Source organism: Pseudomonas sp. UBA6699 (genome assembly GCF_002454615.1).
Taxonomy (GTDB): domain Bacteria; phylum Pseudomonadota; class Gammaproteobacteria; order Pseudomonadales; family Pseudomonadaceae; genus Aquipseudomonas; species Aquipseudomonas juntendi.
This window is the reverse complement of record NZ_DKJF01000023.1, coordinates 189,864-203,909: the sequence shown is the minus strand read 5'-3', so window position 1 is coordinate 203,909 and position 14,046 is coordinate 189,864. Positions and strand designations below refer to the sequence as shown.

Genomic DNA, 14,046 nt, shown 5'->3' with positions numbered 1-14,046 from the left:
AACCTGCACAACGGCATCAATGCCCCGCCGATGCCGGCCCCGCCTTGGCGGTGAACGGCGGCTTGGCGAACCACACCAACAGGATCAACCCGGCGAACACCCAGGTCATCAGGGTGAAGTAGTCAACCGTGGACATCATGTAGGCCTGCCCGTTGAGTATCTGCTCAAGCTGCGCATAACTCTGCGGGTTGGCCCCGCCCAGCTGTTCGAGGGTATGCCGCGTGGTCGGGTCGAACTGGCTGATGTTCTCGCTCAGGTAAGCATGATGCTGGTCCGCCCGGCGAATCCAGATCCAGGTGGTCAACGACGCCGCAAAGCTGCCGCCCAAGGTCCGCAGGAAGGTGGCCAGCCCCGAGCCGTCGGCGATCTGCTGCGGCGGCAGGTCGGACAGCAGGATGCTCAAGGTCGGCATGAAGAACAACGCGACCCCGATCCCCATGAACAACTGCACCAGTGCCACATGCTGGAAATCCACCTCGCTGGTGAACCCGGCGCGCATGTAGCAGCTGCCCCCGATTGCCAGGAACGCCAGCCCCGCCAGCACGCGCAGGTCGAAGCGGTGCGCGTACTTGCCCACGAACGGTGACATGATCACCGGCAGCAAGCCGATCGGCGCCACCGCCAGGCCCGCCCAGGTGGCGGTGTAGCCCATTTGCGTCTGCAACCACTGCGGCAGGATCAGGTTGATACCGAAGAACCCGGCATACCCCCCGACCAGCACCAGCGTGCCTACGCGAAAATTGCGGTGCACGAACAGCCGCAGGTTCACCACCGGGTGGCGGTCGGTCAGCTCCCAGATCACGAACACCGCCAGGAACACCACCGATATCAGACTACCGGCGATGATGAACGACGACTCGAACCAGTCCAGGTCGTTACCCTTGTCCAGCACCACCTGCAACGCACCCACGCCAATGATCAGTGTCAGCAGGCCGATGTAGTCCATCGGCTGGCGGCTGGTCACCACCGGCCGGGTGCGCATTTGCTGGCGCACCACTGCAGCAGCGAACAGGCCGATCGGCACGTTGATGAAGAAGATCCATGGCCAGCTGTAGCTGTCGGTGATCCAGCCACCCAAAATCGGCCCGGCAATCGGCGCCACCACCGTGACCATCGCCAGCAGCGCCAGGGCCATCCCCCGTTTCGCCGGCGGGTAGACGGCAATCAGCAGGGTCTGGGTCATGGGATACAGCGGCCCGGCCACCACGCCCTGCAGCACGCGGAAGCCGACCAGCTCCGGCATGGACTGGGCGATACCACACAGGAACGACGCCAGCACGAACAGCAACGTGGCCCAGATGAACAGCTTCACCTCACCAAAACGCCGGCTCAGCCAGCCGGTGAGCGGCAAGGCAATGGCATTGCTCACCGCGAACGACGTGATGACCCAGGTGCCCTGCTCGTAGCTGACGCCCAGGTTGCCGGAAATGGTCGGCAAGGCCACGTTGGCAATGGTGGTGTCGAGCACCTGCATGAACGTGGCCAGCGACAGGCCGATGGTGGTCAGCAGCAGGCTCGGCGGGGTGAACTGCGCTGCGGCGTTATCGCTCATCGCTGCGCCGTCTTGCCAGGGGCGCTGTTTTCGTGGATCAGCTTGGCAATCAGGGTATCGGCTTCGCCCAGCTGGCGGTCATAAACCTCAGTGGTATAGCTGGCCTTCTGCGGCGGTTGCTGGGCAAGGGTCGGGCCGCTCTGGTCGTGCAGGTTGACCTCGACCACGGTGGACAGGCCGATACGCAGCGGGTGGTCCTTGAGTTGCTCGGGGTTCAGGTGAATACGCACGGGCACCCGCTGCACGATCTTGATCCAGTTGCCCGTGGCGTTCTGCGCCGGTAGCAGGGCGAAGGCGCTGCCGGTGCCTGCGCCGAGGCTGTCGACGGTACCGCTGTACGTCACTGCGCTGCCGTAAAGGTCAGCACTGATCTCTACCGGCTGGCCAATCCGCATGTCGCGCAACTGGGTTTCCTTGAAGTTGGCGTCGATCCAAACCTGGTCCAGCGGGATCACCGCCATGGTCGCGGTGCCCGGTTGCAAGCGCTGGCCCAGCTGCACGGTCCGCTTGGCAACATACCCGGTGACCGGCGCCACCAAGGTAGTGCGCGCGTGGTCGAGGTAAGCCTGGCGCAGGTCGGCTGCAGCCGCCATGACCTCAGGGTGCGAAGACACCACGGTGTCGTCGACCAGGGCACTGCTGGTGCTCAGTTGCTGGCGGGCGCTGTTGACCGCGGCCTGGGCCACGCTCAGGTCATCGCGGGCGTGGGACAGCTCCTCGGCAGCGATGGCACCGCTGTCGGCCAGCACCTTGCGCCGGTTGAAGTCCTGCTGCGCCTTGCGCAGTTCGGCCTGGCGGGTCGCCAGCTGGGCCTTGAGCGAGTCGACATTGCTGTACAGTCCGCGCACCTGGCGCACGGTGCGCGCCAGGTTGGCTTCGGCCGACTGCAGGGCCACCTGGCTGTCGGCCGGGTCGAACTGCAGCAGCACCTGGCCGGCATGCACCAGGTCGCCGTCATCGGCGCCAATGCTGGTCACAGTGCCGGTGATCAAGGGGGTGATCTCCACCACGTTGCCGTTGACGTAGGCGTCGTCGGTGCTTTCATACCAGCGGCCGACCAGGCTGTACCAGGCCCAGGTGCCGATGCCGGCAAGCACCAGCAGCAACAGCAGGCCAAGCAGCCAGGCCTTGCGCTTGCGCGACGGCTCGGGCGCTGCGGAGGGTGTCGGGGTGTCTGTGGAAGTGGCCATGACAATACCTTGAAAATTCGTGACAGGGTTCAACGGTCGCCGAAGCGGCGCACCGTCAAGGGGTCGCCGGCATTGAGCAGGACCTTGGCCAACAGGCCTTCCAGGGTCTGCAACTCTTCTGGGGCCAGCACGCCGCACAGTTCGTTCATGGCGGCAGCGCCGATTTCCGGCAGGCGGTCGGCCAGGCGCTGGCCATCGGCCGTCAGCGCCAGGCGCACCTGGCGCCGGTCGTCGGCGCAGCGGTTACGCACGATCAGCTCCTTCTGCTCGAGGCGGTCGAGCATGCGGGTCATCGAACCGCTGTCCAGCCCGAGGTAGCGACACAGTTCGGCCGGCGTATCCACCTGGTACTGGGTGACGATGATCAACACCTTGAACTGGGCGGCGGTCACGCCCTCCGACTCCAGGTGCCAGTCGAGGATGCGGTCCTTGAGGATCGCCGCGCGCCCCAGCAGCATGCCAATGGCGCAGCTCTGGAAGTTTTCGGGGGAAAAATGGGCCATCGATGACCGCTCGGGGAGTTGTGTGAAAATATTACTGCCTAGGCAGTGAATGTCAAAGCTTTGATTAGCTTGCTATGCAAAATTTCATCATTCAGTGCGTTCGGTACCCACGGTCATGGCCTGCGCAAGCCCCGCCCTTGGCCAGGGCGCCACCCGCGTTGCTACTGCCGAGCTCGCAGCCCCAACGCTTCGACCGCCCCGCAGGCTATGGCCATGCCCACCAGCTCTGCCAGGCTGGTCGCCTGGAGCCGCTTCATTACCCGGCCGCGGTAAAGGTCGACGGTTTTCACACTGATGCCCAGGCGTTCGGCGATTTCACGGTTGCTCAGCCCTTGGGCCAACGGCACGAACACGTCACGCTCTCGCGGCGTGAGGCTGTCGATACGCGCCTGCACCTGCGCCAGCGCCTGATCGCCCTGGCGTACCCGCCCCGCGCGCTCCAGTGCGGCCTGCACACTGTCGAGCAGCAACTGATCGTTGTAGGGCTTTTCGATGAAGTCACAGGCACCCGCCTTGAACGCCCGTACCACGATGGGCACGTCGGCATGCCCGCTGACGAACACCACCGGCAGGGCCAGCCCATGCGCGTGCATGGCCTGCTGCACGGCAAGGCCACCGAGCCCCGGCATGCGCACATCCAGGAGCACGCAGGCAGGCCCGTCGTCGACGCACGCCTCCAGAAACGCCTGCCCGGTGGCAAATGGCAACGCCTGCAGGCCTACCGACTGCAGCAACCAGACAGTCGAATCGCGCATTCCCTGGTCGTCATCGACCACATAGACTTTTGCTTGCACCGCAGCTTCCCCTTAGCGCCTGCTGACTACCAGCCGGCAGCACAATACCAGACCACCGTTGTCTCCCACCCGCGCCCACAGGCTGCCGCCGAAGCCTTCGATCAGGCTGCGGCTCATGCTCAATCCCAGGCCCAGGCCATCCGCCTTGCTGGTGGTGAACGGCGTAAAAATTGCGTCCAGGTGTTCAGGCGCGACCCCTGTGCCCTGGTCGGCGACTTCGACCAGCACGCCGTCGCCATCCCGCGTTGCGCCAAGCAGGATATGCGATGGCCGCTCGCCGTGGTGTTCACGGTTGGCCTCTATGGCATTGCGCAGCAAGTTGAGCAGCACCTGCTCCAACAGCACCCGGTCGGCGTACACCGAAGGCAGTTGCGCGCTGACGCGTAGCTCGATCTGCACCTGGTCACGGGCGGCCTCCCAGGCGCACAGGCGCATGGCTTCGCCAGCCACTTCAGCCACGTCCAGCGCCTGCAGGCGCCGCGGCCCCTTGCGCAGGAACGCGCGCAGGCGGCGGATCACTTCGGCGGCATGGGTAGCCTGCTCGCTGATACGCTGCAGGCCCTGCCCCACCCGCTCCAGGGCCTGCGGGTCACGCCCCAGGCTGTGCAGGTAGCGCTGACTGGCGTTGGCATAGTTGACCACGGCAGCCAGCGGCTGGTTGAGCTCGTGGGCAATGCCTGAAGCCAGTTCACCCAGGGTGGCCAGCCGCGCGCTGTGCGCCAGGTTCTCCTGGGCTTCGATTCGCAAGGTGATGTCGCGAGACACGCTGACCACCTCCACTACCGCGCCCGTGTAGGTTTCGCGGATCGCCCGGCTGGCGATCTCGAACCAACGGTAGCCCCCGCTGGCCTGGCGCACCCGGCAGGTCATGGTGTGGTAGCCGTCCTGGTCCAGTGCAGCGCCGGCCTGGCGCAGCACCTGGCGGCGCTCACGCGGGTGCAGCAGGCCATGCACCAGCCTGCCACGCAGTTGCTCAGGCCAAAGGCCCAACAGACGATGGGCGGCCGGTGAGGCATCGAGAAAACGGCCATCGGGGCTGTGCCGCGAAATCAGGTCGGTGGTGTTCTCGATGATCAACCGGTACAGGCGCCTGGCGCGGCTGGCTTCGCGTGCGCCCTGGCGCTCTTCGCTGGCGTCACGGCAGCGGCCCAGCACCTGCTGGCCCTGGTCGTCCGGCATGAATGTCCAGAGCACGGTGCGCGCGCCGACCTGTACCTCCACGTCGCTGATTGCGCGGTGCTGGCGCAGGCAGGCGCGGACCAGCGCCGCATAGTTGGCCGGCAGCCAAGCAAGCAACGTAGGCCCCTCGGCAACCCAGGCCTGCAAGGCCGGGTTCAGCGCCACCACGCTGGCATCGGCGGCCAGCAGCAGGCTCGGTTGTGGGTCCATGGCCAGCAAGCAGGCGGCAGGTTGATCCACGTTGAAGGGCTCCTATCTAGTATTTCTACTATATTGCTATGGTCGATATTCCTATTACCATAGCCATTCGCGTAAAAATGCGACAGAGGGAGCGCCCCACCGTGCGCCTCCCTGTGCACCCTGAACAGAGCTAACAATCAGCCACCGGGGGCCAGGCAGCAGCCGCTGCGCCTGCCTCCCTTACAGGACTACCGCATGTCGATCTATGCCCAGGGCCTGCAGCCCGCTGCCGTCAACCATGTCGCCCTCACCCCGCTGAGTTTCATCGAGCGCACCGCCGCCGTGTACGGCGACTACCCCGCGGTCATTCACGGTGCCATCCGCCGTAACTGGCAGGAAACCTACCAACGCTGCCGACGCCTGGCCAGCGCCCTGGTCGGCCGCGGCATTGGCCGTGGCGACACGGTAGCGGTCATGCTGCCGAATATCCCGGCCATGCTCGAAGCGCATTTCGGCGTGCCGATGACCGGTGCCGTACTCAATACCCTGAATGTGCGCCTGGACGCCGAGGCCATTGCCTTCATGCTGCAGCATGGCGAGGCCAAGGTGCTGATCACCGACCGCGAATTCCACACGGTCATCGCAGCCGCCCTGGCCCTGCTCGAGCACCCGCCACTGGTGGTGGATGTGGATGACCCGGAATACGGTGAGGGCCGAGCAGTCAGCACGTTGGACTATGAAGCCCTGCTTGCCGAGGGCGACCCGGCGTTTGCCTGGGACTGGCCGGATGACGAGTGGCAGGCCATTTCGCTCAACTACACCTCCGGCACTACCGGCAACCCCAAGGGCGTGGTCTATCACCACCGTGGCGCGTACCTGAACGCCATTGGCAACCAGATGACCTGGGCCATGGGCCATCGCCCGGTGTACTTGTGGACCTTGCCGATGTTCCACTGCAACGGCTGGTGCTACCCCTGGACCATCACCGCCCTGGCCGGCACCCACGTGTTCCTGCGCCGGGTCGACCCGCAAAAGGTCCTGAACCTGATCCGCGAACACCGGGTCAGCCACCTGTGCGGTGCGCCGATCGTGCTCAATGCCCTGGTCAACATGCCCGAGGCAGCCAAGGCTGCCATCGAGCACCCGGTGCAGGCGATGGTGGCCGGCGCAGCGCCCCCGGCCAAGGTCATTGGTGCCGTCGAGCAAATGGGCATCAAGGTGACCCACACCTATGGCCTGACCGAGGTCTACGGCCCGGTGACCGTGTGCGCCTGGCACGAGGAATGGGATGCGCTGACGCTGGAAGAGCGTGCGCAAATCAAGGCCCGCCAGGGGGTACGCTACCCCACCCTCGACGGGCTGATGGTCGCGGACCCGCAAAGCCTCGAACCTGTGCCGCGCGATGGCAACACCCTGGGCGAGATCTTCATGCGCGGCAATACCGTGATGAAGGGCTACCTGAAAAACCCGGAAGCTACCGCTGAAGCCTTCCGTGGGGGCTGGTTCCATACCGGCGACCTGGCCGTGTGGCACGCCGATGGCTATGTGGAGATCAAGGACCGGCTCAAGGACATCATCATTTCCGGCGGCGAGAACATCTCCACCATCGAAGTCGAGGACGCACTGTACAAGCACCCGGCAGTGCTGGAGGCCGCCGTGGTAGCCCGCCCGGACGAAAAGTGGGGCGAAACCCCGTGCGCCTTCGTCGCCCTCAAGCCCGGCCGCGAAGACACGCGCGAAGCCGACATCAGCAGCTGGTGCCGCGAGCACCTGGCCGGGTTCAAGGTGCCGAAGACGGTGGTGTTCGGTGAGCTGCCCAAGACCTCCACCGGCAAGATCCAGAAGTACTTGCTACGCGACCGCGCCAGAACCCTCTGACCCCATGGGGCCTGTTCGCGGCTTGACCCACCTGCGCCCGCTGTTGCGCAAGCGGGATCAGCCGCGAAGGGCCAACCCTGATCTGCCATTTTTCCAGAGCCGCCGATGACCACCTACTCTGCCCCCCTGCGCGACATGCGCTTCGTACTGCACGATGTATTCAATGCCCCGGCCCTGTGGGCGCGCCTGCCGGCCCTGGCCGAGCACATAGACGCCGACACCGCCGACGCCATTCTGGAAGAAGCGGCCAAGGTCAGCAGCCAGCTGGTCGCCCCGCTCAGCCGCCAGGGTGACGAGCAAGGCGTGCGTTTCGACGCCGGCAGCGTCACCACGCCCGATGGCTTCCGCGAGGCGTGGAACACCTACCGCGAGGGCGGCTGGGTCGGCCTGGGCGGCAACCCGGCCTATGGCGGCATGGGCATGCCGAAAATGCTGGGGGTGCTGTTCGAAGAGATGCTCTACGCGGCCGACTGCAGCTTCAGCTTGTATTCGGCGCTGAGCGCTGGCAGTTGCCTGGCGATCGATGCGCACGCCAGCGAGGCGCTCAAGGCCACTTACCTGCCGCCCCTGTACCAGGGCCGCTGGGCCGGCACCATGTGCCTGACCGAGCCGCATGCCGGCACCGACCTGGGGTTGATCCGCAGCCGCGCCGAAGCCCAGGCCGACGGCAGCTACCGCATCACCGGCAGCAAGATTTTCATCACCGGCGGCGAGCAGGACCTGACCGAGAACATCATCCACCTGGTGCTGGCCAAGCTGCCCGATGCGCCCGCCGGTGCCAAGGGCATCTCGTTGTTCCTGGTGCCCAAGTACCTGGTTGACGCCGATGGCCGGCTGGGCGAGCGCAATGCTGCCCACTGCGGCTCGATCGAGCACAAGATGGGTATCAAGGCGTCGGCCACCTGCGTGATGAATTTCGACGCTGCCACGGGTTATCTGGTGGGCGACCCGAACAAGGGCCTGGCGGCCATGTTCACCATGATGAACTATGAACGCCTGTCGATCGGCATCCAGGGCATCGGCTGTGCCGAGGCGTCGTACCAGGCTGCTGCCCGCTACGCCAACGAGCGCCTGCAGAGCCGCGCCGCCGTGGGCCCGCAGCTGCAGGACAAGGCCGCCGACCCGATCATCCACCACGGCGATGTGCGGCGCATGCTGCTGACCATGCGCACCCTCACCGAAGGGGGCCGGGCGTTCGCCGCCTATGTGGGCCAGCAGCTCGACCTGGCGCGCTATGCCGAAGCTGCCAGTGAACGCGAGCAGGCCCAGCGCATGGTGGCGCTGTTGACCCCGGTGGCCAAGGCGTTCTTCACCGACAACGGCCTGGAAAGCTGCGTGCTCGGCCAGCAGGTGTACGGTGGCCACGGCTACATTCGCGAATGGGGCCAGGAGCAACGGGTACGGGATGTGCGCATCGCGCAGATCTATGAAGGCACCAATGGCATCCAGGCCCTCGACTTGCTGGGGCGCAAGGTGCTGGCGGACGGCGGCCAGGCACTGGCCAGCTTCGCCGCCGAGGTACGGGCGTTCAGCCTGGAAGCCCCACTGCACCGGGCAGCCTTGCAGGCAAGCCTGACGCGGCTGGAGGCCACCAGCGCGTGGTTGCAGGCACGCGCCACTGAAGACGCGAACCTGGTCAGTGCGGTGGCGGTGGAGTACCTGCAGCTGTTCGGGCTTACCGCGTATGCCTATATGTGGGCACGCATGGCGGCGGTGGCGTTGGCCAAACAGCATGAAGACAGCGGGTTTTACGGCGCCAAGCTGGCCTGTGCGGACTTTTTCTTCCAGCGCGTGTTGCCGCGCGAGTTGGCACTGGAGGCCAGCATTCGCGCAGGCAGTACCAGCCTGTACGGGCTGGCAGCAGCGCAGTTCTGACGGCGGGCGCGAAAGGTTCTCAAACGCTCAAAACCGTTGCAATTCCAGCGGAAAACCGGCACAACTGATAGTCATTCGCCATTACCCAGGTTCTCCGGGGCCCATGCGCAAGGGTAGAATGCGCAAAACCCGGAGCCGCAATGAACCAAGACCGCCTCAAGCCCGCCCCTGACGATGCGATCACCGACGCCGCCGCGCATTGGTGCATGCGCTTGCATGCAGAGGATTGCACGGCGGCCGAGCGCGAGGCATTCCTGCGTTGGCAGGCGGCCGACCCCAGGCATGCCGATGAGTACCAGGCCATGCTGGAAATCTGGCAAACCGCCGACCTGCTGCCGCGCACCGCCACGATCATGGACGTCAACCCAGCGGCCATCGCCATCAGGCGCCGGCGTAACTGGCGCCCCCTGGCTTCTGCCGCCGCCATCGCCCTGGCCGTGCTGCCACTGGCGGGCTGGTTCGGCTGGGAACAGGGTTGGTTGCCCAATCGCTACCAGCACTTCGAAGCGACTGACCACATGCAGAGCGTGGTCCTGAGCGACGGCAGCCAGGTGCAACTCAACCTGCACAGCGAGCTGACCTTCCTCAATTACAAGGACCAGCGCCAGGTCACACTCAAGCGTGGCGAAGCGTTCTTCAAGGTCTGGCACGACAGCAGCCATCCGTTCATCGTGCGCGCCGGCCGCGGCCAGACGCGCGTGACCGGCACCCAGTTCAACGTGTGGAAGTATCGTGATCAGGTCAAGGTCACGTTGCTGGAAGGTTCGGTGCTGGTCTCCAGCGACGGCAGCGCCGGCGGCTATCGCCTTGGCCCTGGCATGCAGGCCAGCTACCACAAGGGCGACTTCGAACCGCAACTGGAACAGAGCGGCGACGTTGGCAATAGCCTGGCCTGGCGCAGCGGCAAGCTGGTGCTCGACAACCTCAGCCTGGAACAGGCACTACCGGTGATCAACCGCTACCTCGACGCGCCGTTGCGGCTGGCCGATGCCAGCACCGGGCGCATCCGCATCAGCGGTGTCTACAATACCCGCGAGGTGGAACGCCTGGTCAACAACCTGCCCAAGGTGCTGCCGGTCTACCTGACCCGCAGCAAGGACGGCAGCACCGTGCTCAACCGCATTTCGCCGCCGCCTGGCAAAGGCTGACGCCCGCCCCGCCTTACAAAGTCATGGCCGCCAGCCAGCCGAACGCCAGCAACGGCAGGTTGTAATGGATGAAGGTGGGGATCACGGTGTCCCAGATGTGGTGGTGCTGGCCATCCACGTTAAGCCCGGAGGTCGGGCCCAGGGTGGAGTCCGACGCCGGCGAGCCAGCATCACCCAGGGCACCGGCAGTGCCGACGATGCATACCGTGGCCAGCGGGTCGAAGCCCAGTTGGACGCACAGTGGTACGAAGATCGCAGCCAGGATCGGCACGGTGGAAAACGACGAACCGATGCCCATGGTCACCAGCAGCCCCACCAACAGCATCAGCAAGGCACCTACGCCCTTGCTGTGGTCGATCCACTGCGCCGAAGCCTGCACCAGGCTGTTCACCTCGCCCGTGGCCTTCATCACCTCGGCAAAGCCCGAGGCGGCGATCATGATGAAGCCGATCATGGCCATCATCTTCATGCCCTCGGTGAACAGGTCGTCGGTGTCGCGCCACTTGACGATGCCCGACAACGAGAAGATCAGAAAGCCGACCATGGCGCCGATGATCATCGAATCGAGCAGCAGTTGCACGATGAACGCGGCCGCAATCGCCAGCCCGGCCACCAGCAGCGTCACCGGGTTGTACTGCACGCTCACCTGCTCCACCTGGGCAATGCGTGCCAGGTCGTAGTCGCGTTTCTTGCGGTAGCTGACGAACACGGCCAGCAACAGGCCGACAAGCATGCCGGCAGCCGGGATCGCCATGGCGTGGGTGACGTTGACGCCGCTCACGTCGACACCGGCGCGGGCCACGTTGGCCAACAGGATTTCGTTGAGGAAAATGTTGCCAAAGCCCACCGGCAGGAACATGTAGGGGGTAATCAGGCCGAAGGTGATCACGCAGGCGATGAGCCGCCGGTCGATGCGCAGGCGGGTCAGCACATACAGCAGCGGCGGCACCAGCAGCGGGATGAAGGCGATGTGAATGGGCAGGATGTTCTGCGACGACACCGCCACCGCCAGCATCAGGCCGATCATCAGCCACTTGAGCTTGCCAGCATTGGCATGGCCCTGGCGGTCGATCATGGCCAGGGCGCGGTCGGCCAGGGCATGGGCCAGGCCGGACTTGGCGATCGCCACGGCAAAGGCGCCCAGCAATGCATAGGACAAGGCCACCGTGGCGCCACCACCGAGGCCGCCGTTGAAGGCCTTGAGCGTGCCTTCCATTCCCAGGCCACCGGTCAGGCCGCCGACGAGGGCGCCAATGATCAGGGCGATGACCACGTGCACGCGGGACAGGCTGAGTATCAGCATGATGCCGACCGCGGCGATCACTGCATTCATGGTGGGCTTACCTCTTTACGACAGAAAAAAGCGCGAACTCTGAAGCAGTGGGCGGCAGATGTCAAAATTGCCAGGTTGCGGCGGATTTCACCGGGGACAAATTTAAATTGAATGTTTGAATAAAGAAAAATCCTACAGCGCCGATACGGTGATGTTGGGGCCACTTGCCTGCCCCCACGACCTGCCCACCCTGCCCAAAGCCATAACCCTTACTGCATTGAAAAAGGGAACCGCCCCATGCCTTTGCGACAACTCTCCATCCAGTGGAAGATCACCCTGCTCGCCGGCCTTTGCCTGGCCAGCATCGTCACCCTGCTCGTCGGCCTGTCGCTGTACCGCATGGACCACAGCTCGGACCTGGTCAAGGCCAGCAGCATGCAGATGTTGACCGAGGCGGCGCAGTCGCGCATCGAGTCGCAAGGTGAAGTACAGGCGTTGAACATTCGCCGCCAGTTCATGGACGCCTACCAGTACGGTGCCGGTTTCGCCCGCCAGGTGCTGTTCCTGCGCGAACAGGCCGAAAAGCGCTTTCTCGATGCCTTCGACCTGCGCGAGGACATGACGCGCCAGGTACGCGCCGCCTTGCAGGCCAACCCCGACCTGCTTGGCCTGTCGCTGGTGTTCGAGCCCAATGCACTGGACAACAAGGACAACCTGTTCGCCGACAAACCGGAACTGGGCAGCAACGAGACCGGGCGCTTCGCCCTGTACTGGTCGCAGCCGCGTGCCGGCCAGCTGACGGCCATGGCACTGCCTGAACATGACATGGCCAACACCGAGATCGGCCCCAGTGGCCAGCCGGCCAACACCTGGTGGGTATGCCCGCGCACTACCGGCAAGGTGTGCGTGGTGGAGCCGTACTTCTATGCCATCGACGGCCAGCAAGTGCTGATGACCAGTATCGTTTTCCCGCTGACGGTCAATGGCAAGATCATCGCCACGCTGTCCATCGACATCAACCTCAACAGCCTGCAGGCACTCAGCGAAGAGGCCAGCCGCAACCTGTACGAGGGCCGCACCCGGGTCGGCATTCTCAGCCCGGTCGGCTTGCTGGCCGGCTACAGCGCCGACGCCAGCAAGCTGGCCCAGCGCGTCGACCAGGTCGACCCGGCCCATGGCGCCGAACTGGTGCGCAGGCTGGCCGCTGGCAAGCTGAGCATTCTGCATGACCAGCAGCGCCTGAAAGTGCTTGCCGCGTTCCGGCCAATCCCTGATGCCCAGCCCTGGGGCGTGTTGCTGGATGTGCCGGAAAATGCCCTGACCGGCCCCGCTGAAGCACTGAAGCAGGAACTGGACACACTGAACACCAGCGGAACCTTGCTGGAACTCGGCCTGGGCCTGGCTGCCGCGATCGCCGGCCTGCTGTTGGTATGGCTGATGGCGCGCGGGGTCACCCGGCCGATTCTTGGCGTGGCCGCCATGCTCAAGGATATCGCCAGCGGCGAAGGTGACCTCACCCGGCGCCTGGCTTACCAGAAGCAGGACGAACTCGGTGAACTGGCCGGCTGGTTCAACCGTTTTCTCGACAAGCTGCAACCGACCATCGCCGAGGTGAAACGCTCGGTGCAGGCCGCCCGGGGTACCGCCGACCAGTCTTCGGCGATCGCGACTGAAACCAGCGCCGGCATGGAGCAGCAGTACCGCCAGGTCGACCAGGTAGCCACCGCTTCGCACGAAATGAGCGCCACCGCCCAGGATGTGGCACGCAGCGCCGCCCAGGCCGCCCAGGCGGCACGCGATGCCGACCAGGCCACCCGGGAAGGCCTGGCGGTGATCGATCGGACCACCAGCAGCATCGACGCCCTGGCCGCCAACATGAGCGATGCCATGGCCGAGGTCGAGGGCCTGGCACAGAACAGCGAGAAGATCGGTTCGGTGCTGGAAGTGATCCGCTCGATTGCCGAACAGACCAACCTGCTGGCGCTCAACGCCGCCATCGAGGCAGCACGCGCCGGCGAGGCCGGCCGGGGCTTTGCGGTGGTTGCGGACGAGGTGCGCAACCTCGCCCAACGCACCCAGGAGTCGGTGGAAGAAACCCGCCAGGTGATCGAGGCGCTGCAGAACGGCACCCGCGAAGTGGTCGGCGCCATGGACCAGAGCCACCGCCAGGCGCAGGGCGGTGTCGAGCAGGTCGGCCAGGCGGTGACCGCGCTGCAGCGCATCGGCCAGGCGGTGACGGTGATCACCGACATGAACCTGCAGATTGCCTCGGCCGCCGAGGAACAAAGCGCGGTGGCCGAGGAAATCAACAGCAACGTGGCCACCATTCGTGACGTGACCGAATCGCTGTCCGGCCAGGCCAATGAGTCAGCCCGGGTCAGCCAGTCGCTGAACAGCCTGGCCAACCAGCAGCAGGCGCTGATGGACCAGTTCCGCGTCTGAAGCATTGGGGGCGCCAGTGGCCCCCAGGGCAA

10 protein-coding genes and 1 pseudogene are annotated in these 14,046 nt (G+C 65.2%); 5 read left to right on the top strand and 6 right to left on the bottom strand.

What is annotated here, in order from left to right; translation table 11 throughout:
* Nucleotides 1–16: 16 nt before the first annotated feature.
* The 5 genes from B3361_RS05605 to B3361_RS05585 form a co-directional block, all read right to left on the bottom strand.
* Complete coding sequence (locus B3361_RS05605) at nucleotides 17–1,552, bottom strand: DHA2 family efflux MFS transporter permease subunit (protein ID WP_009686671.1); 1,536 nt, start codon at nucleotides 1,550–1,552, stop codon at nucleotides 17–19.
* Nucleotides 1,549–2,742 (bottom strand): HlyD family efflux transporter periplasmic adaptor subunit, encoded by a 1,194-nt coding sequence (locus B3361_RS05600; protein WP_009686670.1) that lies wholly within the window; start codon nucleotides 2,740–2,742, stop codon nucleotides 1,549–1,551. Before B3361_RS05600 ends, B3361_RS05605 begins: the two co-directional genes overlap by 4 nt.
* Nucleotides 2,743–2,771: 29 nt before the next feature.
* The gene (locus tag B3361_RS05595; RefSeq protein ID WP_009686669.1) at nucleotides 2,772–3,245 is read right to left on the bottom strand and encodes a MarR family winged helix-turn-helix transcriptional regulator; all 474 of its coding nucleotides are present in this window, start codon (nucleotides 3,243–3,245) and stop codon (nucleotides 2,772–2,774) included.
* A gap of 161 nt (nucleotides 3,246–3,406) precedes the next feature.
* Complete coding sequence (locus tag B3361_RS05590) at nucleotides 3,407–4,039, bottom strand: response regulator transcription factor (protein ID WP_286920131.1); 633 nt, start codon at nucleotides 4,037–4,039, stop codon at nucleotides 3,407–3,409.
* Nucleotides 4,040–4,051: 12 nt separating this feature from the next.
* Complete coding sequence (locus tag B3361_RS05585; RefSeq protein ID WP_154211045.1) at nucleotides 4,052–5,428, bottom strand: sensor histidine kinase; 1,377 nt, start codon at nucleotides 5,426–5,428, stop codon at nucleotides 4,052–4,054.
* Nucleotides 5,429–5,653: 225 nt separating this feature from the next.
* Between B3361_RS05585 and B3361_RS05580 the strand changes: the two genes are divergently transcribed.
* The 3 genes from B3361_RS05580 to B3361_RS05570 all read left to right on the top strand — a co-directional run bounded on the left by B3361_RS05580 (nucleotide 5,654) and on the right by B3361_RS05570 (nucleotide 10,299).
* Nucleotides 5,654–7,276, top strand: a complete 1,623-nt coding sequence (locus tag B3361_RS05580) for an acyl-CoA synthetase (protein ID WP_009686666.1) — start codon at nucleotides 5,654–5,656, stop codon at nucleotides 7,274–7,276.
* A 105-nt stretch (nucleotides 7,277–7,381) separates the two neighbouring features.
* On the top strand, nucleotides 7,382–9,151 hold the full coding sequence (locus B3361_RS05575; protein WP_054904444.1) for an acyl-CoA dehydrogenase C-terminal domain-containing protein: 1,770 nt from the start codon (nucleotides 7,382–7,384) through the stop codon (nucleotides 9,149–9,151).
* Between the two features lie 140 nt (nucleotides 9,152–9,291).
* Nucleotides 9,292–10,299: a FecR family protein gene (locus B3361_RS05570; RefSeq protein ID WP_054904445.1), complete on the top strand. Its 1,008-nt coding sequence runs from the start codon at nucleotides 9,292–9,294 to the stop codon at nucleotides 10,297–10,299.
* Between the two features lie 13 nt (nucleotides 10,300–10,312).
* Here the strand turns inward: B3361_RS05570 and B3361_RS05565 are convergent, their stop codons facing one another.
* A complete protein-coding gene (locus B3361_RS05565; RefSeq protein WP_054904446.1) occupies nucleotides 10,313–11,632 on the bottom strand; it encodes a Na+/H+ antiporter family protein in 1,320 nt (439 codons plus the stop codon).
* Between the two features lie 237 nt (nucleotides 11,633–11,869).
* On the opposite strand from B3361_RS05565, the pseudogene B3361_RS24000 reads away from it, so the two are divergent.
* Both B3361_RS24000 and B3361_RS23995 read left to right on the top strand, forming a co-directional pair.
* Nucleotides 11,870–13,156, top strand: a pseudogene (locus B3361_RS24000) (HAMP domain-containing protein); the annotation flags it as partial.
* Nucleotides 13,157–13,258: 102 nt separating this feature from the next.
* The gene (locus B3361_RS23995; protein WP_370593759.1) at nucleotides 13,259–14,014 is read left to right on the top strand and encodes a methyl-accepting chemotaxis protein; all 756 of its coding nucleotides are present in this window, start codon (nucleotides 13,259–13,261) and stop codon (nucleotides 14,012–14,014) included.
* The last annotated feature ends 32 nt before the right edge of the window (nucleotides 14,015–14,046 follow it).

Coding starts and splice junctions, on each gene's coding strand:
- B3361_RS23995 (WP_370593759.1), top strand. CDS start 13,259: ATGGAGCAGCAGTACCGCCAGGTCGACCAGGTAGCCACCGCTTCGCAC.
- B3361_RS05605 (WP_009686671.1), bottom strand. CDS start 1,552: ATGAGCGATAACGCCGCAGCGCAGTTCACCCCGCCGAGCCTGCTGCTG.
- B3361_RS05595 (WP_009686669.1), bottom strand. CDS start 3,245: ATGGCCCATTTTTCCCCCGAAAACTTCCAGAGCTGCGCCATTGGCATG.
- B3361_RS05575 (WP_054904444.1), top strand. CDS start 7,382: ATGACCACCTACTCTGCCCCCCTGCGCGACATGCGCTTCGTACTGCAC.
- B3361_RS05585 (WP_154211045.1), bottom strand. CDS start 5,428: ATGGACCCACAACCGAGCCTGCTGCTGGCCGCCGATGCCAGCGTGGTG.
- B3361_RS05570 (WP_054904445.1), top strand. CDS start 9,292: ATGAACCAAGACCGCCTCAAGCCCGCCCCTGACGATGCGATCACCGAC.
- B3361_RS05565 (WP_054904446.1), bottom strand. CDS start 11,632: ATGAATGCAGTGATCGCCGCGGTCGGCATCATGCTGATACTCAGCCTG.
- B3361_RS05600 (WP_009686670.1), bottom strand. CDS start 2,742: ATGGCCACTTCCACAGACACCCCGACACCCTCCGCAGCGCCCGAGCCG.
- B3361_RS05580 (WP_009686666.1), top strand. CDS start 5,654: ATGTCGATCTATGCCCAGGGCCTGCAGCCCGCTGCCGTCAACCATGTC.